This is a genomic window from Pseudomonas kitaguniensis, from assembly GCF_009296165.1.
GTDB classification, from domain to species: Bacteria; Pseudomonadota; Gammaproteobacteria; order Pseudomonadales; family Pseudomonadaceae; genus Aquipseudomonas; species Aquipseudomonas kitaguniensis.
On record NZ_VUAZ01000010.1, the window covers coordinates 1 to 21,159 of the forward strand.

Below are 21,159 nucleotides of genomic sequence, written 5' to 3' on the forward strand. Positions count from 1 at the left end.
CGGCTTGTGATTTTGATCTGGAAGCGTCCCGTGCCCGCATCGCGAGCAAGCCCGCAATAGCGCTTTTGATTTCTCAAGCGCCGATGCAGCAGGGCCTCCCACCCATAGCGGGTTCCTGAACCTGCCCTGAAGAATATTCCCACCCTCAGAATTGAAACCTTCGTACGGTTTACTCGCCTGTAAACGGTGGGTAAGCTTCGCGCGTTTTTTTCAATAGCGCAGATCCTCAATGGGTACTTGTTCGAGTGGCAGTTGTCGGCCGGTTTCCGTAACCGGCACATACTTGGCAAGGTAACGCGCATCGTTGCGATGCCGTTATCTCGCCTGAAAAAGCGAGTAGCGGCATCCCGGCAGCGGCCAGTCCTGGCACCTGCCCGAATCCCTCTCATACCGCAGTGCATTGTGGCTAGCCGGCTTTTGTGGTCAGCCGGTTCCTGTGGCGAGCCCGCTCGCCACAGGAACCGGCTGGCCGCAGGAACGCGGGCTGCACAGAGATCGGCATAGCCTTAGTGGCAACAGGAGTTTTTATGCAAGCAATCAACAACATCAACCTCAACTCGCTGGTCGATACCGTGGTCAGCCTCAGCGCGGCGTTTATCCTCGGTGGCTTGATCGGTTTTGAGCGTCAGTACCGTCAGCGCACGGCGGGCTTGCGCACCAATGTGCTGGTGGCCGTAGGCGCGGCGATTTTTGTCGACATGGCCAACCGGCTGGGTGGGGCAGAAGGTGCAGTGCGGGTGGTCGCGTACGTGGTCTCGGGCATCGGCTTTTTGGGGGCGGGGGTGATCATGCGCGAAGAAGGCAATGTGCGCGGGCTCAACACCGCCGCCACGCTCTGGGCCTCGGCGGCGGTGGGCGCGTGTGCCGGCGCCGACCTTATTCTTGAAGCGCTGCTGGGCACGCTGTTTGTGTTGGCGGCCAACACGTTGTTGCGGCCGATCGTTAATAACATCAACCGTCAGCCCTTGGACGTGGTATCGGCAGAGGTCACCAACATCCTCTATGTCATCGCGCGGCGTAGCGAGCAACAGGCGGTGATGGTGTTGCTGGAAGCCGAGCTTGCGCGCTGCAATTACCCGGCCAGCGACGTCGACGTGCGCCCGTTCGGCAGCGAAGAGGTGGAAATCGAGGCCATCCTGGCCGCCACCTCAGTAGACGGCGACGAATTGGATGCGCTGGTGACGCGTATTGCCATGTCGTCCCTGGTGGTGCAGGCCTTCTGGAGCCCGAGCACCACCGACTAACCCGCCTTCGTGTGACACATGGCCAAGCGCTGGGTTGGCCATGCTTGCTAGGAAAAGTCCTACAAGTAGTTAGGAGTATCCCTTCGGATTAAGCGTCGTTTGGTTGATAAAGTTGCGCCCTTGCAGCTGGACAGCGGCAAAAAAACAACGGTGCGTGTTCGCACGTTTTAATCGAAGGGACCAGGCACAGCCTGGCTATCGTCCTGAGTAGGGGCAGTACCGCCGGTCGGCACTGTCATTTCTCACAGGTACCTGTGTCCCGTGTGATGTGTAAGGTTACCAGGCCTCAGGGGTGTTTTATGAATAAAGCGCTAATAGTCGATGATCATCCGTTTATTCGGCAAACCGTTCGCTTTCTGCTCAAACAAGAAGGTTTTACTGACATCGATGAGGCCGGTAACGGCGCGGATGCCGTGCAGAAGGCCAGAGAAGGGCGCCCTGATTTGATCATTCTAGACCTGTCGATCCCCAAACTTGGCGGGCTGGAAGTCATCAGTCGGGTCAAGGCTTTGGGCCTGCCTTGCAAGATGCTGGTACTGACGGCGTCCCTTGCGGAGTTTTTTTCTGCGCGCTGCATGCGTGCAGGTGCCATGGGTTTTGTGGCCAAGACAGGCGAGTTGGACGAACTGCAAAAAGCTATTAAGGCGGTGATGTCCAACTACAGTTGCTTTCCCAGCTTGCCAAGCAGTTCGGTGCGCCGTGACGATCTGCAGTCCACTGAGCTGCAACTGGTGGAATCGCTTTCGGATCGTGAAGTGGAGGTATTACGCATGCTCGCATTGGGTTTGGGCAATAACCAGATCGCCGAGCAAATGCTCTTGAGCCACAAAACCATCAGCACTTACAAAACGCGGCTAAAAGAGAAACTGCGCATGTCGTCCGTTGTACATATGGCCAAATTTGCCAATCGTAATTGTTTGATCTGACGCCACATGACCCCGGCCCACATTCTACGGTTGATCATTGCCCTGTTGATGGGCCTGATGCCGATGCGGGCGAGCGCGCTTGACGAGCCTCAGGCGCTGCGTTTGTTGGGGCACTCAAGGTTCGAGGGTATTGGCCCATCGGTGGTGCTGGGGGAGCCAGACTGGCACTGGCTGCGCGAGCGTCGCACGCTGTTGCTGGGAGTTTCGGCGCCTGATTACGGGCCCTTCGAACTGACGAATAATAACGATGAGCTTGAAGGCATCACGGCCGATTATGCGGGGCTGCTCTCCCAGGCGCTGAACATCACCGTTGAAGTTCGGCGCTACGGTACCCGTGATGAGGTGATTGAGGCGCTCAAGCATGGCGCAATTGACCTGCTGGGGTCGGCCAACGGCTTTGAGGCGGGCGACCCGCAGTTAGTGCTTTCGCGCTCCTATGCCAACGATCAACCGGTGCTGGTAACCCGTACCGGCGACGGCCAGTCCCTCGGCGTGGATTTGGCGGGCAAGCGGGTGGCGATGCTCTATCACTACATGCACCCCGAGATCGTGAAGGCCTTTTACCCCAAGGCGCAACTGGAGCTGTTCCCGTCTATTTTTGAAGCCATCGGCGCTGTGGCTTTCGGTCACGCCGATGTCTATCTTGGCGACGCTATTACCGCCAATTATCAGATCAACCGTAACCATCTGAACAACGTGCAGATGGCGGATTTTTCCACGCTGGAATCCAACTCTTTCGCCTTCGCTCTTTCCAGAAAAAACTCCCGGCTGCTGCGCATCGTCAACACAGCGCTGGGAGCCATCGCAGCTAACGAGCAGATGGAAATACTGCGCCGTTGGAGCGGTGACAACCTGGGCCTTCTGGGGACGACGCGGCTGCACTTGAGCACGAGCGAGCAGCGTTGGCTGGAGAAGCATCCGCGCGTGAGGGTGGTAGCGTCCGACCAGATGCTGCCGTTGGCATCCTTTACTGCAAATGGGCAGTTAGAGGGGCTGAGCGCCGACGTGTTGTCGCGGATCAGCTTGCGTACCGGTTTGAAGTTCGATGTGGTCGCGGGCGGCTCGATGTTCGATCAAATTGGCGCGGTCAGCGCCGGCAGGGCCGACATGCTGGCGGTGGTAACCCCCAGTATCGAAGGCTCCGATCAGGTGCGCTTCAGCCGGCCCTACCTGACCAACCCGGTTGTGCTGGTGACGCGCAACGACGATCCTGCCACGATGACCCTGGAAGACATGGTTGGAAAACGCCTCGCGCTGGCCAGTGGCAATGCGCTGCGTGAGGTGATCAACCGCGATTACCCCGGTATCGCTTTTGTACAGGCCAGAAACCCGACAGAAGCCATGGCCATGGTGGTCGCCGGCACCGCCGATGGGGCCGTCAATTCATTGATCAATGCGCGCTACCTTATCGCCCTTCAGTACCGTGGCAAACTGCGAGTGACCAGCACGGTTGGCTCCGAGCCTGCGCGCATGACGTTTGGCGTGAACCGTGGTCAGTTGGAGTTGTATTCGATACTGGACAAGGCGCTGCTGAGCATTCCCCCGCATGAAATGGACGAGCTGATCAGCCAATGGCGCACTGATGTGGTCATCGAAGACCGTTGGCTGCGTCATCGTACCGCGATCATTCAGGGTTTTGGTCTGGCGGCACTGTTGCTGTTGCTGCTGCTGGGGTGGGCCATCTACTTGCGTAGCCTGATACGCAAGCGTTCCCAGGCCGAACGTGCCTTGAGCGACCAGATGCGCTTTATGGGCGTATTGATCGACGGCACGCCTCATCCGATTTACGTGCGTGATCGCCAAGGGCGGCTAATGGCTTGCAACAGCGCTTATCTGGATGTGTTTGGCTTCAGGCTGGAAGAGGTCATCGGCAAGACGGTGATCCAGACCGACAGCGGTAACCCGCCCCAGGCGCAGTCTTTTCATGAAGATTATCTGAGGTTGATGGAGCGTGGCGAGCCGCAGATTCATGATCGGGTACTCAGGCTGCCCGCGGGCAAGATATTGACCATTTATCAATGGATGCTGCCGTACCGTGATGGCGACGAAAATGTCGTCGGTATGATTGCCGGTTGGGTGGACGTCAGCGAGCGCCAGCGCCTGTTGGGCCAGTTGCAGGAAGCCAAGGAGGAAGCCGACGCCGCCAATCGTGCCAAGACCACGTTCCTGGCGACCATGAGTCACGAGATCCGCACGCCGATGAATGCGGTGATCGGCATGATCGAACTGGCCCTTGCGAACGCCGAGCAGGGCCGCGCAGACCGCGATGCCCTGGAGGTCGCTTCGGTTGCGTCCCACGGCATGCTGGAATTGATTGGCGATATTCTTGATATTGCCCGCATCGAGTCCGGCCATCTGTCCCTTGCCCTGGAACCGGCCAACCTGCATGAGCTGCTGATGTCGGTGGCGCGGGTGTTCGAAGGGCTGGCGCGTGCCAAGGGCCTGGCGCTGCTGGTAGAGCTTGACCCGCTGATTGATTGCCCCGTACTGGCCGACCCCATGCGGTTCAAACAAGTGGTGTCCAACCTGCTGAGCAATGCCATCAAGTTCACGCGCCACGGCCAGGTGCGGTTGGGCGCGCGCAGTTCACCGGCATCAGGCACCGAATCGCTGAGCCTCAGGTTATGGGTGGAAGACACCGGTATAGGCATCAGTGCCGAAGACCAGCAGCGCCTGTTCAACCCATTTATCCAGGGCAGCAATACCGAGCAATCGGCCCGTAGCGGCTCGGGATTAGGCCTGGTTATCAGCCGTAACCTGTGTGAAATGATGGAGGGCACGCTGCAATTGAGCAGTGCGCTCGGGCAGGGCACACGGGTGGACGTGACGCTGACATTGGCCAGGACCGCTGCCTTGCCGGCCGAGGTTTTATTGCCCGTGCCGGCTGTTCAGGCCGCCCGTGTATTGGACATTCTGGTGGTGGATGACTACCCGGCCAATCGCTTGCTGCTGGCCCGGCAGTTGAGCTTTCTGGGGCATCGCATCATCACCGCCGAGGAGGGTGTTCAGGGGCTTGAATGCTGGAAAACCAAGAACCCGGATGTGGTGATCACCGATTGCAACATGCCCCTCAAAGACGGCTACACCCTGGCACGTGACATTCGTGCGCAAGAGCGTGAGCAAGGGCTGGTGCCTTGCCTGTTGCTGGGCTTTACCGCGAATGCACAGCCAGAAGAAGCCGAGCGTTGTCGGCAAGCCGGCATGGATGGTTGCCTGTTCAAACCGGCGGGGCTTGAGGACTTGCGCTCGGCCCTGGCCTCGCTGACGAACCGTCTTTGTACGCCTGAAACTGAGGCGGGGTTTGATCTGAGCACGTTAATCTCGTTAACGGGGGACGATCATGCCGCGCTGAAAGAGCTGTTGATGCCGCTGATAGAGAGCCTCCAGGAGGACTGTGCGCTTCTGACGGAGCTGCAGCGCCAGCACCATTTTCACCCGCTGCATGACCTCGCTCACCGCGCCAAGGGCGGGGCGCGCATGGTCAAGGCGCAGCGGCTGATCGCCTGTTCCGAAACGCTTGAGGGTGTCTGTCAACGCCAGGATCGCAATGCGCTGGGCGCGGCGATTGATGCGATGGCGGCGGCGATGGCTGAGCTGCATCAGCGCCTGAGCGTGTTTTGCAATCAGCGTTGAGCGCTGTGGCGGGTCATTCGGTGGTTTTGGGATAACTCCTACGCGATGTGGGAACAAGGCTGATTTTGTCTTCGCGCTATGTCTGGAGAATGGGCGGTGCTCAATGACGAGCCCAGCCTGCCCAGGTTTTTTGCCATGCCGAATAAAGCACTGACCCTCATGATTGCCGACGAACAGCACCTGCAAAGGCTGCACATCGAGAAAATGCTCAACCAATTGGGTTATCACCGGATTGTCCCGGTGCAAACCTTCGAAGAAGTGCAAATACTCACGGCCATCCCGGCCGAGCCCTTTGACGTGCTGATCATCAACGCGGGGTTGCTGGCCGACTTCAACGGGCCGCGGCCCAAGGCTCGGCATATGCTGGTTTACCACCACCAGGACCTCGGCCGATTGGCCGGTGCAGCCTCAGCCGTGCTGGTACGCCTGCCAGGCGCACCCGACTCCATCAACCTGGAGCACTTCATGGACATCGTCGACCCACCCAAGGCCGCCCTTGGTTTGCGAGTATTGCCCTGGCTGCGGGAGTTATCCAGCCGGCCGGCAACCGGGGTTTAATCCCACTTCGGTGCGATGCCCTTGGGGCTGGTCAGGCGATGAGCGCGTTCCAGCCCGGCTATCTGCGCCATGTCGGCGGCGCTCAAGGTCAGTTGCAAGGCCTTGAGGTTGCTCTGCAGGTTGGCGCGCTGGGTCGACGAAGGGATTACCGCATAACCCAATTGCATGGCCCACGCCAGCGTGACTTGCGCCGGGGTGGCATGATGGCGTTCGGCGATTTGCTGGATCACCGGGTCCTTCAGCACTTCGCCATAGGCCAGCGTCATGTACGAGGTGATCTGAATGCCGTTGGCGGTGGCGAAATCCACCACCTTCTGGTTTTGCAGGTAGGGGTGCAGTTCGATCTGATTGGTCGCGATGTGCTCGGCGCCCACCGCAGCAATCGCCTGTTTCATCAGGTCGATGGTGAAGTTGGAAATACCGATCTGGCGCGTCAGGCCCAAGCGTTTTGCTTCCAGCAATTGGCCCATGAACTCGGCGACGGGCACTTGATCTTCCGGCGATGGCCAGTGGATCAGGGTCAGGTCCAGGTAGTCAGTCTTCAATTTGCGCAAGCTTTCACGCAGGCTAGGAATCAACTGCCCTTCGGCGAAGTTGGCGATCCAGATCTTGCTGGTGATGAACAGTTCATCACGCGGCACGCCACTGTCGGCAATCGCCTGGCCCACATCGGCTTCGTTTTCGTAGATTTGCGCAGTGTCGATGGCGCGGTAGCCCAGTTCCAGGCCCGTGCTGACCGAGTTGATCACAACGTTGCCTTGCAGGCGGAAAGTGCCGAGGCCAAAGGCGGGGACGTTTTGGGTAGAGGTGGGCATGGGTAACTCCTGAAAGGGGGTAAAGCGTGGAGTCGAGTATCTGCCCGTGGTTCCTTCTGAAAAACCCCCAAACCCGACAATGACTTTTTACCAGACGGCAACAGTGCAGGCACGGGCAAGCCGTGCCTGCATGCGGTCAGTCGGTTTGACGCTGTGCCCGCAGGCGCTCGGCGGCACTGCGCAAGAGTTGCTCGGTAGCGTCCCAGCCCAGGCAACCATCGGTCACTGACACGCCGTACTTCATTGACGGGCTCAACGGCTGGCAACCTTCGAACAGATGACTTTCGAGCATCATGCCGATCAACGCCGTGTCACCTTGCAGGCGTTGTTCCAGCACCTCGTTGAACACCGCCGGTTGACGCAGCGGGTCTTTGCCACTGTTGGCATGGCTGCAATCGACCATCATCCGCGCCGTGACCTTGGACTTGGCCAAGTCGAGTTTCACCTGCGCCACGCTTTGCGCATCGTAGTTTGGCCCACGGTGGCCGCCGCGCAGCACCAGGTGCGTGTCGGGGTTGCCCGGGGTCTGGATGATCGCCGGATGGCCCTGGCTGTCGACGCCGAAGTGGCGGTGCGGGTGCGCCGCTGAGCGCATCGCATCGCAGGCAATGGCGACGCCGCCGTCGGTGCCGTTCTTGAAACCGACGGGTATGCCCAGGCCGCTGGCCATTTCGCGGTGGATTTGCGACTCGGTGGTGCGTGCGCCGATGGCCACCCAACTGAGCAGGTCATCGAAGTAGCCGGCCGCCATCGGTTGCAGCAGCTCGGTGGCGACCGGCAGGCCCAGGCGCAGCATTTCGCGCATCAACTGGCGCGACAGGTTGAGGCCTGCGGCCATGTCATCGCTGCCATCCAGGTGCGGGTCGTAGGCCAGGCCTTTCCAGCCGACAGTGGTGCGTGGTTTTTCGACGTAGGCGCGGATCACCAGCAGCATCTGGTCACTGACTTCAAGCGCTAATTTCTTCAGCTTGCGCGCGTATTCCATGGCCGATTCCGGGTCGTGTATCGAACACGGGCCGACAATCAGCAGCAAGCGGGAGTCTTCACCTTCAAGGATGGCTCGCACGGCTTGGCGATGGGCGTTTATCTGCTCAACGAGGAACGGGCTGAGCGGCAACTGGTGTTTAAGCTCAAGCGCACTGGGCAGGCGCTGGGTCAGGGATTCATTGGCGCAAGTCAGGGCGCTGTTGATGGCAGAGAGTGGCAAAGCGGCGGCGGAGGAATTCATATTCAAGGCTTCCTGGGCAAGCGGCGGGCTGTTCCCGCACGCTCTGCCCTACTGGGGTGTTCGACAATTGGCCGTATTGGCTACGCAGGTTGGCTTGCCACCAAGAGGTGACCGATCGGAGGCGGCAGGCTGTCCCGAACGGAGCTTGCTAAATCGCCATGCAGTGCAAGTGTCGTAGCGGTAATAGGTGGCGTAGTTCATGTCGTGACTCCTTTAGGTGTTGTTCAAAATGTACGGGGCCTGAAAAAACAAAACCCCCGGTCGGGGAGCCGACCGGGGGTTAGATTTCTCTGGTAGGCGACCCCTTGAGTAGTGGGCGCCGATTTCAGGTATCAGGCGCGCCAGTGGCTAAACCAATACCCAAAATAAAAGCTGGTACGTGCGCTCAAACCGCTCACGCGGGCAGCCGACACCGAGCGCGAGGCGCTGGCAGTAGGGCAAGCCTGAATGTGGGTGAACTGCAACATCGTATGTCTCCGAATTTCCCCGAGTTTACAACGCGTGTGCGGGTGGTTTCAATCAGCAATTTCTATTGTGCGGTTGTACTGACGGCTATGGGTGAGTGCCGATATGCTGGTCGCACTTGATGATAAAGATGACTGGAACGCAACCATGAGTGCCTTGACCCTTGCTGCCGCTCAAACCTGTTCTATCGCAGGCGACGTGCATGCCAATATCCAGCGTCACCTGGCGGTTATGCAGGCTGCCGCGGAACACGGCGTGCAATGGCTGGTTTTTCCGGAGCTGTCATTGACCGGGTATGAACCGGCGTTGGCCGCTGGATTGGCGATTGCGCCCGACGATGCGCTGCTGGCGCCGCTGCGCGCGATGGCGCAGCAGTTGCGGTTGACGACGGTGGTGGGCATGCCAATCCGTTTGGCGCCCGAGCCGGGTGTGTTGATTGGCGCACTGGTGTTGGGCGCGGACGGTTCGCTGGCGGTCTACACCAAGCAGCATTTGCACCCCGGTGAGGCACCGGCATTTGTGGCAGGGCAGGGCGGTGCGGTCCTCGAATGTGCGGGTGAGCGTATTGCATTGGCGGTGTGTGCAGATTTTTCGGCTGCCAGCCATCCCCGTCAGGCGGCCGAGGCTGGCGCCACTGTTTACGCCGCCGGTGTGTTGATCAGCACAGATGGTTATGCAGCGGACAGCACGCTGCTTCAAGGCTACGCCGCTGAACACGGCTTGCTGGTGCTGATGGCCAATCATGGTAGCCCATCGGGTGGCTGGGCCTGCGCAGGTCGCAGTGCCATTTGGGCCGCCGATGGCCGTTTGCTCGCCGCCGCCGCGGGTGTCGGCGACGCGCTCGTGATCGCCCGCCGCGAAGCGGGGCAATGGGCCGGTCAAGTGGTAGCGTTCAAATGACCTTTCACCTGCGCGCGGCGACCAGCCAGGACTTGCCATTCGCACGAACGCTCGCGCATGAGTCCATGCACCGCTACTACCTGGAGTACGATTTATTGTGGTCCGAAGATGGCTTTGACCGCGATTGGGCGGGGCGTGAGAACTGGCTGATTTGCAGGGATGACAGCGTGATGGGTTTTATCAGCCTGAGTCGCGACAGCAGGGCACTGTTTATTCGCGAGCTGCACCTGCTTAAGCATTGCCGCAAGCAAGGCGCAGGCAGTTGGGTGCTGGAGCAGATGGTGCTCAAGGCGCGGTCGCAAGGCCTGGGTCTTTTACGCTTGACCGTATTCAAGACCAACCCGGCGAAAGCGCTGTATCTGCGCCAAGGGTTGAGCGTCGTGGGGGAGGATTACTGCTTCTGGCGCATGGAGCGTGAATGTCGCGCGGCGCCATCTGACTAAAACGGGCACGCTGTACGAATAAGCGCATACTGCTGTCAGGCAATTACATCCGGGTCGCGGTGTTGAGCGATAGGCTCGTCCACGATAATCCCTTCTTTCATGCCCAACAGGACCGCCACCTTGTGGGCTTCCCCGCGCCGTCCCTTTTTGCGCCCCGCGAGCACTTGATACGTTGTAGCAGGGTCTACTCCGTGCTCACGGGCGAACGCTTGAACTGACTTGCCTTGATGTTCCAGCCAAGCCTTAGCTTGTGCAGCAGTGCGAATACCGGGCATAGTTCAAAACCGTTCAAGTTTGTTTAAGGCGAGATGAGTGTGTCACCTCTTGAGGTGTGCCAAATAGGATCATACATCCAAATGAGTGGAATCGGTTCGCGTTTAAGGCAGGAAAGAGAACGGCTCGGTATGTCTCAGAAAAGCTTTGGTGAAGTGGGTGGCGTTGAAGCCAATGCCCAAGGAAAATATGAGAGCGGTGGCCGTGCGCCCAAAGCTGATTATTTATCACGTGTGGCAGAGCGTGGTGTAGACGTCCTCTATGTGCTTACGGGAAGCCCGACGCCGATACAACTGGAAAACCTGAGCTTGCTTGAAGAAAAAATCCTTGAAAACTACCGTGCCATGTTCAAGGAGGACCAAGACGCGATACGTCACTTGACCACCACGTTGGCGGAACATTCGGCAACGCTGTCGGGAAAACTCAAGCCGGTATTTTCGCAAAGCTGACCTTTTGTTCAGCATAATTGGCAGATTGCTGATCGGCAGAGCCTTATATAGCGCGCAAACTCTATATATATGACACTTGCAGCTAGGTCTGTGCCTTGGTTTTTTGCTAAGGTGTTCAGCAACCTATAAGACCATATCGCGAGGTGTCTGCTTGATTAGGGTGCTAGTAGTCGATGACCATGATCTCGTTCGTACAGGCATTACACGAATGCTGGCTGACATCGATGGCCTGCAAGTAGTCGGCCAGGCCGAGTCGGGGGAGGAATCCCTGATCAAGGCCCGAGAGTTGAAGCCCGATGTGGTGTTGATGGACGTCAAGATGCCCGGGATTGGCGGTCTTGGTGCCACGACCAAATTGTTGCGCAGCCATCCGGACATCAAAGTCGTGGTGGTTACTGTGTGCGAGGAGGACCCATTCCCCACCCGTCTGTTGCAGGCCGGGGCGGCGGGTTATCTGACCAAGGGTGCAGGCCTGTCGGAGATGGTGCAAGCCATTCGCCTGGTGTTTGCAGGCCAGCGTTATATCAGCCCGCAAATTGCCCAGCAGTTGGCGATCAAATCCTTCCAGCCCACCAGCGACTCACCGTTTGATGTGTTGTCGGAGCGGGAGATCCAGATCGCCCTGATGATCGTCGGTTGCCAGAAGGTTCAGGCGATCTCCGACAAGTTGTGCCTGTCGCCAAAAACCGTGAACACCTACCGCTATCGCATTTTCGAGAAACTGGCGATCAGCAGTGATGTTGAACTGACCCTGCTCGCGGTGCGCCACGGCATGGTGGACGCCAGCGCCTGACATGACCACACCGTTTGATCCAAGTGCCTTTCTCTCAACCTGCAGTGGTCGCCCCGGCGTTTACCGCATGTTCGACAGCGAGGCGCGCCTGCTTTATGTGGGCAAAGCCAAGAACCTGAAAAGCCGTCTTGCGAGCTACTTTCGCAAGACCGGTCTCGCGCCGAAAACCGCTGCCCTGGTGGCGCGTATCGCCCAGGTCGAAACCACCATCACCGCCAACGAGACCGAGGCGCTGCTGCTTGAGCAAACGCTGATCAAGGAATGGCGGCCGCCTTACAACATCCTGCTGCGCGACGATAAATCCTACCCCTACGTGTTTTTATCCGACGGTAATTTCCCGCGCCTCAGCATCCACCGTGGCGCGAAGAAGCAGAAGGGCAAATATTTTGGCCCATACCCCAGCGCTGGCGCGATCCGCGAAAGTTTGAGCCTGCTGCAAAAGACCTTTTTTGTGCGCCAGTGCGAAGACAGCTTCTACAAGAACCGCACTCGGCCGTGCCTGCAGTACCAGATCAAGCGGTGCAAGGCGCCTTGTGTCGGCCTGGTGGAACCGGCGGAGTACGCCGAGGATGTGCGCCACTCGGTGATGTTTCTTGAGGGGCGCAGCAACGCCCTCACCGATGAACTCTCCACTGCCATGGAACACGCCGCCGGCAGCCTGGATTTCGAACGGGCGGCTGAATTGCGCGACCAGATCTCTTTGCTGCGCCGTGTTCAGGACCAGCAGAGCATGGAAGGCGGCACCGGTGACGTGGATGTGATCGCCGCCTTCGTCAACCCCGGCGGTGCCTGCGTGCACCTGATCAGCGTGCGTGGCGGGCGAGTGCTGGGCAGCAAGAACTTTTTCCCGCAGACCGGTATCGACGAGGAGGTGGCCGAAGTCATGGCGGCCTTCCTCGGCCAATACTACGTCAGCAGCCCCGAGCGCGACTTGCCATCGGAGCTGATCGTCAACGTGGTGCATGAAGACTTCCCCACACTGATCGAAGCCATCCACGAGTTGCGTGGTCGCGAGTTGGACATCAGCCACCGCGTGCGCGGCACCCGCGCCCGCTGGCAGCAACTGGCGGTGACCAACGCCGAACAGGCCCTGAGCGCGCGCCTGGCTAATCGACAGCACGTGGCTGCGCGCTTCGATGCCTTGGCCGAAGTGCTCAACCTGGACGAACCACCCCAGCGCCTTGAGTGCTATGACATCAGCCACTCCAGCGGCGAGGCCACGGTGGCGTCCTGTGTGGTATTCGGGCCGGAAGGGCCGATCAAATCCGATTACCGGCGCTACAACATCGAAGGCATTACCGCAGGCGATGACTACGCCGCCATGCACCAGGCGCTCACACGCCGCTTCAGCAGGCTGAAAGACGGCGAGGGCAAGCTGCCGGATATTCTGCTGGTGGACGGCGGCAAGGGTCAGTTGTCGATGGCCCGTGACGTGCTCAACGAGCTGGCCGTGCCCGACTTGATCCTGCTCGGCGTGGCCAAGGGTGCCACGCGCAAGGCCGGTTTTGAAACGTTGTACTTGAATGATGCGGCCCATGAGTTCACGTTGAAGGGCGACTCACCCGCGCTGCACCTGATTCAACAGATTCGTGACGAAGCCCACCGTTTTGCGATTACCGGCCACCGCGCGCGCCGCGGCAAAACCCGGCGAACCTCAACCCTGGAAGGGGTGGCGGGCGTTGGGCCGACGCGCCGTCGCGACTTGCTTAAACATTTTGGTGGCTTGCAGGAGCTGTCCCGTGCCAGCATTGACGAAATAGCCAAAGCACCCGGTATCAGTAAAAAGCTCGCTGAATTGATTTATGCCAATCTGCACAGCGAATAGAATGCCTTTCCACCTCGTAGCCAGTTGTGCCGATGAATATCCCTAATCTGATCACCGTTCTACGCGTCCTGCTCATTCCAATTTTCATTCTGTTGTTCTATTTGCCGTACGAATGGAGCCACTTGGCTTCAAGTTCCGTGTTTGCCTTTGCGGCCGCAACCGACTGGCTTGACGGCTACCTGGCGCGTCGCCTGGAGCAGAGCACACCGTTTGGCGCGTTCCTGGACCCGGTGGCCGACAAACTCATGGTGGCCGTCGCCCTTGTCCTGCTGGTGCAGGAACACGCCAACCTGTGGCTGACGCTGCCGGCTGCGGTGATTATCGGCCGCGAAATCGTGGTCTCGGCGTTGCGTGAATGGATGGCCGAAATCGGCGCCCGCGCCCATGTCGCTGTCTCCAACATGGGTAAATGGAAAACCGCCGCGCAGATGCTCGCGCTGGTCATATTGCTGGCCAATCCGCCGCACTTCACCTTCTGGGTGCTGGTGGGTTACGCCTTGCTGCTGATCGCCGCTGGCCTGACCCTGTGGTCGATGCTCCAGTATTTGCGCGCTGCCTGGCCTCACCTGCGCACTACCGTAGAAAAGAAATAAACTTTTTTGAATCAAGGGGTTGACGGGTGCTGAGGATTCTATAAAATGCGCACCACCAAGACGCGGGAATAGCTCAGTTGGTAGAGCACGACCTTGCCAAGGTCGGGGTCGCGAGTTCGAGTCTCGTTTCCCGCTCCAAACATTAAGAAAAGCCACTCAATAGAGTGGCTTTTTTTTGCCTTCAGGTCGTCTTGGGGGATCGATCGTCAGGCCACAGGCCTGTGCGATGTCTTCAAGGTGCGGGGCAATTTCCGGGTGGTAGCACACCGGAATGCCGAGGCGGGCGCCGATCGCAGAGACAGCATCCGTGACGCCTGGCAGTTGGCCTTGAATGGCCGGGGTGCGTAATGGGTTACTTGGCGAACAGCTGGCTCATGTCCTTGAACGCCTTGAACTCCAGCGCATTGCCGCACGGGTCGAACAGGAACATGGTGGCTTGCTCGCCGACCTGGCCTTTAAAGCGAATGTAGGGTTCGATCACGAATTTGGTTGCGCGCGCTTTCAGGCGTTCTGCCAGCGCTTCCCATTGCGCCCACTCCAGAATGATGCCGAAGTGCGGAACCGGTACGTCGTGACCGTCTACCGGGTTGCTGTGCACGCTTTCCTGCGAAGCAGTCTTTGGGTGTTCATGGATGACCAACTGATGGCCGTAGAAATCGAAGTCTACCCACTGGTCACTGGAGCGACCTTCGGAAAGACCGAACACCTCACCGTAGAAGTGACGTGTGGCGGCCAGATCGTAGACGGGAATTGCCAGATGGAAAGGAGAGAGGCTCACGGTGATTTCCTATTGATTTGTTTTGATCTCAATCAATTCTTATCCGGAAACCCCGTGGGTAAAAGCGCAAATCCTGTGTTCTGAGCACGAATAATTTCGATGAGTCACGTGGTTATGAAGGGTTTTGCCCCATCGTTGTTCATGCCGCACCACAACGGTTCGCTTTCCGGCTGAAATGCTCGCGCCACCAGGATTGATTATTCGAGGCAGGCATGCGTTCGGCAGGCATCACACCGCATCCAGCACGCAACCCCTGAAGATATTGAACAGCGGTGAATGCTTTTGCCGATATTTTGAGACCAGCACGATTTCCCTGAAAAACGTCAGTTTGCGCAAGTCCAGGACCCTGACGTCCTCCGCATGTTCAAGCCATAGACCCGCCTTGGGTACCAGCGAAACACCCAGCCCGCTGCGCACCATTTTCACAATGGCGTCCAGTTCATCCAGCTCCAAGGCCTGATGCACATGGATTTTCTGCTGCTTGAGAAACTGGGTAACCAGGCGCCCGCCAAACGAGCCTCGGTCATACCGCACAAAGGGTTGTTCCGCCAGAATCGCCAGCGGGTCGTCGCCCACCACCTCTTTGGAGGTGATCAATACGAAAGCCTCGCGTGCGATAACTTTGGCATGCAGATCCTTGGGCAATGAAAACGGTGGTTTGATCATGATGGCCAGGTCCAGCTCGCCGGCGTCCACTTGGCTGAGCAGGTTCAAAGACACACCCGGTACAAGGTTGGTTTCGATAAAGGGCGCTTGTGATTTCAAGGCCACCAGCGCCTGCGGCAGGATTCCGGTTTGAACCGTGCCGATCGCGCCGATGCGCAGTGCACCGTGGAAGTCATTAGCGCTGTCTGCGGCACCCATCCGACCGAAAAGCCGCAGGATTTCCTCGGCCAGGGGAATCGCCCGTTGGCCGGCTGAATTAAGCGTGGCGGAGCGTCCGGTACGATCAAACAGTTTGACCCCCAAGGTGTCCTCAAGGCTTTTGATCTGGGCGCTGACAGCAGATTGCGTCAGCCCAACCTGCTGGCCAGCCGCTGCGAACGTGCCCCGCTGCGTAACGCAGATAAATGTCCTCAACTCTCTGATCATGTCGCACCTGGGTTCGTTATTGGGTGTTGGCGCATAAGGTCGTCTGGTTCGCTGTGTGTATCGTTGAGCACTTTTTCCAGGTGCTCAACGAACACGCGCACCCTGTGCGGAACGTGTTGCCGTGTCGGCAGCATCGCCGTGATCGACAGTTGTTCGGGCAGCACATCCTCAAGGCTCACCTTGATGAGGGAGCCTTCAGCAAGCTCGTTGCGGATGTCCCAATACGTCAGCATGGCCAGGCCCAGACCTTGTTTGCTGGCGGTGCGCACGCCTCGACACTGTTGGCGGAAAACGCGCCTTGAGCGCGAATGGCCACGGCGTTCTCGCCGTTGGTGAACGGCCAGTAGGGCATGCCGTGCAAGGCGATGCACTGATGGTGGTTAAGGTCATTCAGCACCGTCGGTGTGCCCCATTGCGCCAGGTAGGCCGGGCTTGCGCAGACCACGCGTGGGTTGGGCGCAAGGGTTGTGGCGACCAATGTCGAGTCGCGTAACGTGGCGATGCGAATGGCCACATCAATACCGAGCCCGGCGATGTCGATGATGCTGTCCGATAACGTCAGGTCGACCTTGAGGGTCGGGTTGTCAGCCAACAGAGCGGGCAGCAGCGGCATGATAACGGTTTGACCAAAGACGCTGGGGGCGGTCACCCTCAAGGTGCCGCTGGCGCTGCCCGCACTGGTTTTCAATGTGGCACGCGCCGCTGCGTTGGCCTCAAGGATGGTTTTTGCGTAAGGCAGGTAGATTTCGCCTTCCGGCGTGAGTGCGACGGAGCGCGTAGTGCGGTGTACCAGGCGCACACCCAGTTGTTTTTCCAGGGCCGCCAGGCGCCGTGAAACCGTCATCGCCGACAACCCAAGCCGCCGTGCAGCTTCGGACAGGCTGCTGCTGATGGCGACGCTGGCGAACACCTCTATCTCGGGAATCTGCATGGCTATAACCGTTTTTGTTAAGGCGCCTTATTGCAAGCGTGCGCTTCTAATCAGCTATTGCCGCGCTTATCGTCGTGGCTGGCGAATAACCGAGTGCACATCATGACCGTACTAAACCCGCGCATTGTAACTCCATTCGATATGGGCGCTCTGAAACTGAAAAACCGCATGGCGCTTGCACCCATGACACGTGTCAGCGCGAGCGAGAGCGGTAATGCCACGCCTGCGATGGCCCGGTATTACGAGCGTTTTGCCCATGGCGGTTTTGGCTTGGTCATCACGGAAGGGATCTATACCGACCGACAGTATGCCCAGGGCTACCTGAACCAGCCCGGTATCACCGACAACGAACAGGCGCTGGCCTGGCGCGAAGTGGTCGAGGCGATTCATCGCCATGAAAGCGCGGCCATCGCGCAGATCATGCATGCCGGCGCATTGAGCCAGGCGAACCGTTTTGTCGAACAGTCTGCCGGCCCTTCGGCCATTCGCCCGAAAGGTGAGCAGATGAAGTTCTATCACGGCGAGGGTGCTTACCGGGTGCCTCAGACCATGAGCGATGAAGCTATCGCGGATACCATTGAGGGTTTTGCCCAGGCGGCTACACGCGCTGTTGAGGTCGCGGGGTTCGACGGTGTCGAGATCCATGGCGCCAATGGCTATTTGCTGGACCAGTTCATGACGGACTATTCCAATCAACGCGAAGATCGATGGGGCGGTGATGTTCGCCAGCGCTTGAGCCTGACGCTTGAGGTCATCGCAGCGGTGAGAAAGGCGGTCGGGCACTCGCCGGTGGGTGTGCGTATTTCTCAGGGCAAGGTTAATGACTTTGAGCACAAGTGGGCGGGTGGCGAGGGCGATGCGCAGGTGATCTTCGGCAGCCTGGCTGACGCTGGGGTCGACTTCATCCATGTGACAGAGCATCACGCCTGGCAACCGGCGTTCGTCGGTAACGAGGCAAGCCTGGTGACGCTGGCTCGCCGTTATGCGCCCGGTGTTGCGTTGATCGCCAATGGGGGCGTGCAGGACTCGCCCAGCGTTGAACAAACCCTGCAGGCTGGCGCAGATATTATCGCCGTCGGCAAGGCTGCCTTGGCCAATCCTGACCTGCTGCAGCGGTTGCTGGAGGGGCGTGCGCCGGAGCGCTTCGACGCCGCGCTGCTTGCGCCGATTGCCGACATCAAGGAGCGTGAGTTGAATTGGGCGCAGTGAGTTACAGATCGGCGGAGGGGGGCGGTTGCGCACTGTCATTACCGTTTTACGTGTGACGCTACACCGATCAGCGGGCATGCGCAGCGGGGTCGCACAGTAATTGGCCAATTAATTGTGGCGTTGCTGACGAGCTTTTACTCGTCATGTCGTTGTTTTTTTACTATTATCGTTTATCTGCGCACTCAGGGAAGAGAGGCTGAGCGCCTTGAGGCGGGTAGAAAATTTACGCTCGATCAATCAACGAGTTATTACCTTTGCCCAGAACGTACCGACTCAGCCAACCATAATTAGCTTTGGTGAAACCGATGAATAAAATTTGTGGCATCGTTGTATTGGTAGGTCTTGCCGTCTCGGGATGCGCTACTAAAACGCCAGAAAAGCCTAAAGTCACTCCCGCTCCTGCCGTCGCTCAGCAAGCACCCCCTCAACCCGCACAGCCAACACCCGCAAAGCCGCCTGTGCGCTATGAGGCTGCCTCTGCGAACGCCAGTGCTGAAGGCCCTGCCGCTGTGTCGCCTGAGACCGCTGAGCCGGAATCAGAGACAAAGTCGAACCAATACAGCGCTGAGCAATGCCGTAAAGAGCTGGATGTTTTAAAGGTTTACAACAGAGCGTCTTACGACAAATACGAAGCGCAGTACCAGGCCATTGCCAGCAAGACTGCTAAATACATGCAAATTAAAGACTCAATAAGTGCCGATATAAACTATATGGTGCTGCCGGCTTATCAATTTCAAATTCGTGAGTTCTGCTTCCGGGTCAAGACCCGTCTTTCGGAACTTGTGCTTCGCCAAGCCAGACCCTGATTACACGTTAGGCCGTGTGGCTGCCGGCGGGGTGCACAACCCTGCCGGGAAGGTGGCGGCCCCGCGCTGTTCACCGAAGACTTGCCCGGCAGCCTGAGCCTGCAAGAGCGCTTGCTGGTGGCCGAAAATGCCAGCCAGCTCACCCCCCCCCAACCGGTGTGGCCGTGAGCAGCACCGATGCAATGTTGGCTTAGAGTTTGAACTGCTGGGTCAACTGGCTAAGGTCGGTTGCCAGCTTCGTCAGCTCAGCGGTGGCTATCGCCGTTTGGTTCGAGCCTTCTGATGCCTCGCTGGACAAGTCGCGAATACTCACAAGGTTGCGGTCGACCTCCCGCGCCACCTGCGCCTGTTCCTCTGCGGCGGTTGCGATCATCAAATTTCGTTCGTTGATCTGGCTCAGGGAATCGGTGATTTCGGACAGGACCTTACCCGCGCCGTTGGCCATTTCAAGCGTTTGCGCGGCTTGGATACTGGTCTGACTCATCGATGACACGGCATTGCCGGTGCCGGCCTGAATCGAATCGACCATTTGCTCAATTTCTTGCGTGGATTTTTGCGTGCGATGAGCCAGGGCTCTGACTTCATCGGCCACCACCGCAAAACCACGGCCGGCTTCGCCTGCGCGTGCCGCTTCAATCGCCGCGTTCAACGCGAGCAAATTGGTCTGCTCGGCGATACCGCGGATCACATCCAGCACCTTGCTGATGTCGGTCGCCATGCTCGCCAAGGCTTGCACTTCCACGGAAGTTGACTGAACGTTGGCGACCATGACGTTGATCGCCGCCACCGTTTCGTTCACCTGATTACGCCCCGCGATAGCGGCGGTGCTGGACAGCGAGGTGAGGTCGGAGGTGGACGCGGCATTGCCTGCGACTTCTTCCACGGCTGCACTCATTTCATTGACGGCGGTGGCCGCCATTTCAATTTCATGGTTTTGACGCTGAATAGTGCGCGACGCACCCTCAGTCACCGCATGCATTTCTTCGGAGGTGGCGGCCAGTTGGGTCGATGAATCACCAATCAGCGCCAAGGCATCACGCAAGTTTGACTGCATCGTTGCGATTGCTTTAACCAGTTGGGCCGCCTCGTCGGTGCCTTCAACTTTAACGTCGTTGCTCAAGTCATTCGCGGCGATACGTTGTGCGATCGCTAATGATTCGTTAATGGGCACTGTCAGGCTGCGGGTATAGAGCCACGCCAATATTAACGAGGCGGTCACCGAAACCAGCATAAAAACGCCAACTATCATCAGTGTTTGTTGATAAATATCATCAGCGTCCTGTCCGGCTTTTTTGGCCTTGTCTTCGTTTATGCCGATGAGGTTTTTCAGTGCAACTTCAACCTGATCGGCCGCATTTTTCATTTGGCCATTTGAAATGGAAACTGCGGTTTCCAATTGCTGCGCTGCCACCGAGGCAAGGTACAGCTCCTGAGCCTTGGTGTACTCGCTTTGAGCCTCACGCAGACGCTCAAATGCTTCTTGACCGCGCGCAGTGACAATCAGCGCCTTCAATGACTGCAGGTATTGATCAATCATTTGCCGGGATTGCTGGATGTCGCTGAGTGCCTTGGTTTTACGCTCTTGAGGCTCTATCGGGTTACGCAAGCGTGCGTTGTTGCCCCGGATACTCACGAATTCCCGGTCCAGTTGCCCCAACAACTTGACGCTGGGCACTACGTTAGTTTCAACGTATTTTTCCGCTGTTTTTAGTAGCCCGGCTTGCCGCAAGGCAAGTAACCCCATTGCAACGATTATCAGGCAGAAAAAGCCAAAGCACAGAGCTGAACGGGGCGCAAGGTTGAGCTTTCGTAGGAGCATATCAAGTACCAGAGCGTGGGGTGGGCGGATATTTATCCTTGAACATATTATCGACCCACCGCTTGGATGCTTTAATTATGGGCGTAATAGAGCGTGTCTATTTCTACCGCTCATAGTCTTCCGACGCCCGTCGACCGCTGGCTAATTAATCGGCTAACCCTACAAGCTGTCCATTGCATGAAAAAAGCAGTGCGCTGCTCCTGTTGTTTCTTGTTTCCAGCGGCGGCGCCAGCAGATTGACGATCAAGGCGATCATGCCGGTGATGGAGGCGCGAGAGCGCAACCAAACACTGCTGGAGTCGGCGCCGTCTGCTGATCGGGGTGGCGCGGATGTGTCTTACGTCAGCCAATGTTCATGGCTCGCCACTGAGCTCAGTCA

Annotated in this window: 19 protein-coding genes, 1 tRNA gene and 1 pseudogene; 13 read left to right on the forward strand and 8 right to left on the reverse strand. The window is 58.3% G+C overall.

What is annotated here, in order from left to right:
* The first annotated feature begins 527 nt into the window (after nucleotides 1-527).
* The 4 genes from F0169_RS02295 to F0169_RS02310 all read left to right on the forward strand — a co-directional run bounded on the left by F0169_RS02295 (nucleotide 528) and on the right by F0169_RS02310 (nucleotide 6,361).
* Nucleotides 528-1,244 carry an MgtC/SapB family protein gene (locus F0169_RS02295; protein WP_058414955.1) on the forward strand — a complete coding sequence of 239 codons (717 nt, stop codon included), beginning with the start codon at nucleotides 528-530 and terminating at the stop codon, nucleotides 1,242-1,244.
* Between the two features lie 299 nt (nucleotides 1,245-1,543).
* Nucleotides 1,544-2,170: a response regulator transcription factor gene (locus F0169_RS02300; RefSeq protein WP_099237795.1), complete on the forward strand. Its 627-nt coding sequence runs from the start codon at nucleotides 1,544-1,546 to the stop codon at nucleotides 2,168-2,170.
* A 6-nt stretch (nucleotides 2,171-2,176) separates the two neighbouring features.
* Nucleotides 2,177-5,803, forward strand: a complete 3,627-nt coding sequence (locus tag F0169_RS02305; protein ID WP_152745325.1) for a transporter substrate-binding domain-containing protein — start codon at nucleotides 2,177-2,179, stop codon at nucleotides 5,801-5,803.
* Between the two features lie 135 nt (nucleotides 5,804-5,938).
* Nucleotides 5,939-6,361, forward strand: a complete 423-nt coding sequence (locus F0169_RS02310) for a chemotaxis protein CheY (protein WP_122249536.1) — start codon at nucleotides 5,939-5,941, stop codon at nucleotides 6,359-6,361.
* Here the strand turns inward: F0169_RS02310 and dkgB are convergent.
* Together dkgB and F0169_RS02320 are read right to left on the reverse strand one after the other, a co-directional pair.
* Entirely contained in the window at nucleotides 6,358-7,176 is an 819-nt protein-coding gene (gene dkgB, locus F0169_RS02315; protein WP_152745326.1) for a 2,5-didehydrogluconate reductase DkgB, read from the reverse strand. The genes F0169_RS02310 and dkgB overlap by 4 nt on opposite strands.
* 136 nt (nucleotides 7,177-7,312) lie before the next feature.
* Nucleotides 7,313-8,404 (reverse strand): 3-deoxy-7-phosphoheptulonate synthase, encoded by a 1,092-nt coding sequence (locus F0169_RS02320; protein ID WP_152745327.1) that lies wholly within the window; start codon nucleotides 8,402-8,404, stop codon nucleotides 7,313-7,315.
* A 612-nt stretch (nucleotides 8,405-9,016) separates the two neighbouring features.
* On the opposite strand from F0169_RS02320, the gene F0169_RS02325 reads away from it, so the two are divergent.
* Entirely contained in the window at nucleotides 9,017-9,769 is a 753-nt protein-coding gene (locus F0169_RS02325) for a carbon-nitrogen hydrolase family protein (protein ID WP_152745328.1), read from the forward strand.
* Entirely contained in the window at nucleotides 9,766-10,212 is a 447-nt protein-coding gene (locus F0169_RS02330; RefSeq protein WP_058414950.1) for a GNAT family N-acetyltransferase, read from the forward strand. Before F0169_RS02325 ends, F0169_RS02330 begins: the two co-directional genes overlap by 4 nt.
* A gap of 35 nt (nucleotides 10,213-10,247) precedes the next feature.
* Here F0169_RS02330 and F0169_RS02335 read toward each other — a convergent pair whose 3' ends face one another.
* A complete protein-coding gene (locus tag F0169_RS02335; protein ID WP_058414949.1) occupies nucleotides 10,248-10,487 on the reverse strand; it encodes a DNA-binding protein in 240 nt (79 codons plus the stop codon).
* An 81-nt stretch (nucleotides 10,488-10,568) separates the two neighbouring features.
* Between F0169_RS02335 and F0169_RS02340 the strand changes: the two genes are divergently transcribed.
* The 5 genes from F0169_RS02340 to F0169_RS02360 all read left to right on the forward strand — a co-directional run bounded on the left by F0169_RS02340 (nucleotide 10,569) and on the right by F0169_RS02360 (nucleotide 14,283).
* A complete protein-coding gene (locus F0169_RS02340; protein ID WP_122249523.1) occupies nucleotides 10,569-10,934 on the forward strand; it encodes a helix-turn-helix domain-containing protein in 366 nt (121 codons plus the stop codon).
* 151 nt (nucleotides 10,935-11,085) lie between these two features.
* Nucleotides 11,086-11,727: a response regulator transcription factor GacA gene (gacA, locus tag F0169_RS02345; protein ID WP_082649090.1), complete on the forward strand. Its 642-nt coding sequence runs from the start codon at nucleotides 11,086-11,088 to the stop codon at nucleotides 11,725-11,727.
* A 1-nt stretch (nucleotide 11,728) separates the two neighbouring features.
* Nucleotides 11,729-13,552 carry an excinuclease ABC subunit UvrC gene (gene uvrC, locus F0169_RS02350; RefSeq protein ID WP_058414946.1) on the forward strand — a complete coding sequence of 608 codons (1,824 nt, stop codon included), beginning with the start codon at nucleotides 11,729-11,731 and terminating at the stop codon, nucleotides 13,550-13,552.
* Between the two features lie 32 nt (nucleotides 13,553-13,584).
* On the forward strand, nucleotides 13,585-14,145 hold the full coding sequence (gene pgsA / locus F0169_RS02355; protein ID WP_058414945.1) for a CDP-diacylglycerol--glycerol-3-phosphate 3-phosphatidyltransferase: 561 nt from the start codon (nucleotides 13,585-13,587) through the stop codon (nucleotides 14,143-14,145).
* Nucleotides 14,146-14,207: 62 nt separating this feature from the next.
* Nucleotides 14,208-14,283 (forward strand) — tRNA-Gly (locus tag F0169_RS02360).
* A gap of 18 nt (nucleotides 14,284-14,301) precedes the next feature.
* Here the strand turns inward: F0169_RS02360 and F0169_RS28125 are convergent.
* From F0169_RS28125 to F0169_RS02380, 4 genes and pseudogenes are all read right to left on the reverse strand, one after another.
* The gene (locus F0169_RS28125; protein WP_341869081.1) at nucleotides 14,302-14,478 is read right to left on the reverse strand and encodes a carboxyltransferase domain-containing protein; all 177 of its coding nucleotides are present in this window, start codon (nucleotides 14,476-14,478) and stop codon (nucleotides 14,302-14,304) included.
* Nucleotides 14,479-14,497: 19 nt separating this feature from the next.
* On the reverse strand, nucleotides 14,498-14,923 hold the full coding sequence (locus tag F0169_RS02370; RefSeq protein ID WP_032885513.1) for a VOC family protein: 426 nt from the start codon (nucleotides 14,921-14,923) through the stop codon (nucleotides 14,498-14,500).
* Between the two features lie 228 nt (nucleotides 14,924-15,151).
* Nucleotides 15,152-16,015, reverse strand: coding sequence for a LysR family transcriptional regulator (locus F0169_RS02375; RefSeq protein WP_152745329.1), 864 nt, complete (start codon nucleotides 16,013-16,015; stop codon nucleotides 15,152-15,154).
* Nucleotides 16,012-16,946, reverse strand: a pseudogene (locus tag F0169_RS02380) (LysR family transcriptional regulator). The gene F0169_RS02375 and the pseudogene F0169_RS02380 overlap by 4 nt, the downstream one beginning before the upstream one ends.
* Nucleotides 16,947-17,048: 102 nt before the next feature.
* Here F0169_RS02380 and F0169_RS02385 point away from each other — a divergent pair.
* Both F0169_RS02385 and F0169_RS27645 read left to right on the forward strand, forming a co-directional pair.
* The gene (locus F0169_RS02385; protein WP_152745330.1) at nucleotides 17,049-18,155 is read left to right on the forward strand and encodes an oxidoreductase; all 1,107 of its coding nucleotides are present in this window, start codon (nucleotides 17,049-17,051) and stop codon (nucleotides 18,153-18,155) included.
* 305 nt (nucleotides 18,156-18,460) lie between these two features.
* Nucleotides 18,461-18,961: a hypothetical protein gene (locus F0169_RS27645; protein ID WP_235592457.1), complete on the forward strand. Its 501-nt coding sequence runs from the start codon at nucleotides 18,461-18,463 to the stop codon at nucleotides 18,959-18,961.
* A 190-nt stretch (nucleotides 18,962-19,151) separates the two neighbouring features.
* On the opposite strand, the gene F0169_RS02395 is transcribed toward F0169_RS27645, so the two are convergent.
* Nucleotides 19,152-20,780 (reverse strand): methyl-accepting chemotaxis protein, encoded by a 1,629-nt coding sequence (locus F0169_RS02395; protein WP_152745331.1) that lies wholly within the window; start codon nucleotides 20,778-20,780, stop codon nucleotides 19,152-19,154.
* Nucleotides 20,781-21,159 lie beyond the last annotated feature (379 nt).

What these genes read in the sequence shown, in the direction of transcription:
- F0169_RS02295 (WP_058414955.1), top strand. Translation starts at nt 528, where the DNA reads ATGCAAGCAATCAACAACATCAACCTCAACTCGCTGGTCGATACCGTG.
- F0169_RS02300 (WP_099237795.1), top strand. Translation starts at nt 1,544, where the DNA reads ATGAATAAAGCGCTAATAGTCGATGATCATCCGTTTATTCGGCAAACC.
- F0169_RS02305 (WP_152745325.1), top strand. Translation starts at nt 2,177, where the DNA reads ATGACCCCGGCCCACATTCTACGGTTGATCATTGCCCTGTTGATGGGC.
- F0169_RS02310 (WP_122249536.1), top strand. Translation starts at nt 5,939, where the DNA reads ATGCCGAATAAAGCACTGACCCTCATGATTGCCGACGAACAGCACCTG.
- dkgB (WP_152745326.1), bottom strand. Translation starts at nt 7,176, where the DNA reads ATGCCCACCTCTACCCAAAACGTCCCCGCCTTTGGCCTCGGCACTTTC.
- F0169_RS02320 (WP_152745327.1), bottom strand. Translation starts at nt 8,404, where the DNA reads ATGAATTCCTCCGCCGCCGCTTTGCCACTCTCTGCCATCAACAGCGCC.
- F0169_RS02325 (WP_152745328.1), top strand. Translation starts at nt 9,017, where the DNA reads ATGAGTGCCTTGACCCTTGCTGCCGCTCAAACCTGTTCTATCGCAGGC.
- F0169_RS02330 (WP_058414950.1), top strand. Translation starts at nt 9,766, where the DNA reads ATGACCTTTCACCTGCGCGCGGCGACCAGCCAGGACTTGCCATTCGCA.
- F0169_RS02335 (WP_058414949.1), bottom strand. Translation starts at nt 10,487, where the DNA reads ATGCCCGGTATTCGCACTGCTGCACAAGCTAAGGCTTGGCTGGAACAT.
- F0169_RS02340 (WP_122249523.1), top strand. Translation starts at nt 10,569, where the DNA reads ATGAGTGGAATCGGTTCGCGTTTAAGGCAGGAAAGAGAACGGCTCGGT.
- uvrC (WP_058414946.1), top strand. Translation starts at nt 11,729, where the DNA reads ATGACCACACCGTTTGATCCAAGTGCCTTTCTCTCAACCTGCAGTGGT.
- pgsA (WP_058414945.1), top strand. Translation starts at nt 13,585, where the DNA reads ATGAATATCCCTAATCTGATCACCGTTCTACGCGTCCTGCTCATTCCA.
- F0169_RS02375 (WP_152745329.1), bottom strand. Translation starts at nt 16,015, where the DNA reads ATGATCAGAGAGTTGAGGACATTTATCTGCGTTACGCAGCGGGGCACG.
- F0169_RS02385 (WP_152745330.1), top strand. Translation starts at nt 17,049, where the DNA reads ATGACCGTACTAAACCCGCGCATTGTAACTCCATTCGATATGGGCGCT.
- F0169_RS27645 (WP_235592457.1), top strand. Translation starts at nt 18,461, where the DNA reads ATGAATAAAATTTGTGGCATCGTTGTATTGGTAGGTCTTGCCGTCTCG.
- F0169_RS02395 (WP_152745331.1), bottom strand. Translation starts at nt 20,780, where the DNA reads ATGCTCCTACGAAAGCTCAACCTTGCGCCCCGTTCAGCTCTGTGCTTT.